Raw genomic sequence first — 1,231 nt, 5'->3', positions numbered from 1 at the left:
GTCGACAATCGCAATGATGCGGTTTTTGTCGTCTTTTACATATTGGGAGGTGCCGCCAAAGGCACTGTGGTAGTAGGTGATCCGTTGTTCATCGTCGTAGCGGAGTTGCCCTTCTTATTTTCTTAAAGTGAGTGTCCCCGTTTATTCCAGACAAACCACACACATCAAACTCTTAAGCCAATAGCCACATTGGCGTTTTCACATACCCAAAATTCAAAGAGATAAGGGATATTCACCACTTTCTCAGCAGATACCCAACAATTGTACTCAATTTCATCAATACAAGTAGCGCTTGGTATAAGAGACAAGAGGTAACTCAAGATTTTTCAAAAAGCGCCTGTCCCATTTACTTGCAAGTCAGTTTAACAGTCTGGTATTTCGTCATAAATCTTCTTCCATTTCTAAAAATATATCTTGTAGATCACCATTAATAACTTCTGATTCGTCATCATCTGCAGTTAGTTTGAACTCTTCATGGACATTTTCCAAAGAGGATACACCATCGAGAACACCAAACATATTTGACAGTGTATCCACAGATACCTGTCTCATGATTTCAAACAACGCTTCTTGACCATCTTTATCAAGACTTTTAAACAATGATAGAGCCTTTTTCCAATACTCATCAGTAGCATCAGCTATATCAGTATTGTTAAACAAATCTCGATAAATCGCGTCATTCTCATCAATGATCGCTTTCCTTATTTTTTCTACAAAATATTCTGTTTTCATTTTTATCACTTTTGGAAAGATGAAGGGTACATTTCTTTGTTCATTTTTATTAGCTTTTGAAGCTGGCTATTAGGCACATCTGAATAAACACGCCTTAACTCTTTAATATCTCTGGCAAGTAACTGTCTTGCATTATCAATACCTTTAGTACTTCGAGAAACGATTCCATTCGGCCCTTTAATAGTATGCCCAACTTTGGGTACGAGAATTGCAGGAGCTGTCGCAGGATCATATCCATCAACAAACTTTTTCATTAATGCTTTCTGCCCTACGTGGTGTGCATCCAGTCCAGGAACAGTGCCTCTAATATCATCGTAAGCTCCTACATCGTACTTCCCTGGATCCTCCGGTGCCAACCCAAACGGATCCACCCAGTCCATCGGATTGTGTACATACGCTTGTGGTCTTAAACCACCCGCCATGCCGATGGGGTCAGAGCTTAAATACTGCCCGCTGTCTGTATCATAATAACGGTGCAGGTTGTAGTAAAGCCCTGTTT

At 40.1% G+C, this 1,231-nt stretch carries 2 protein-coding genes; both read right to left on the bottom strand.

The genetic code is table 11. The annotated features are described in order from the left end of the window. Positions 1-381: 381 nt before the first annotated feature. Positions 382-732 (bottom strand): hypothetical protein, encoded by a 351-nt coding sequence (locus tag QTN95_RS20730; protein WP_331418861.1) that lies wholly within the window; start codon positions 730-732, stop codon positions 382-384. Positions 733-737: 5 nt separating this feature from the next. After that, positions 738-1,231, bottom strand: a 494-nt coding sequence (locus QTN95_RS20725) for an RHS repeat-associated core domain-containing protein (RefSeq protein WP_331418860.1), incomplete at its 5' end; no start/stop codon positions are given.

It is taken from the genome of Vibrio sp. M260112 (assembly GCF_036533775.1).
In the GTDB taxonomy this organism is placed as follows: Bacteria; Pseudomonadota; Gammaproteobacteria; order Enterobacterales; family Vibrionaceae; genus Vibrio.
The sequence above is the reverse complement of the archived record's forward strand: the minus strand, read 5'-3'. Positions and strand labels throughout refer to the sequence as shown.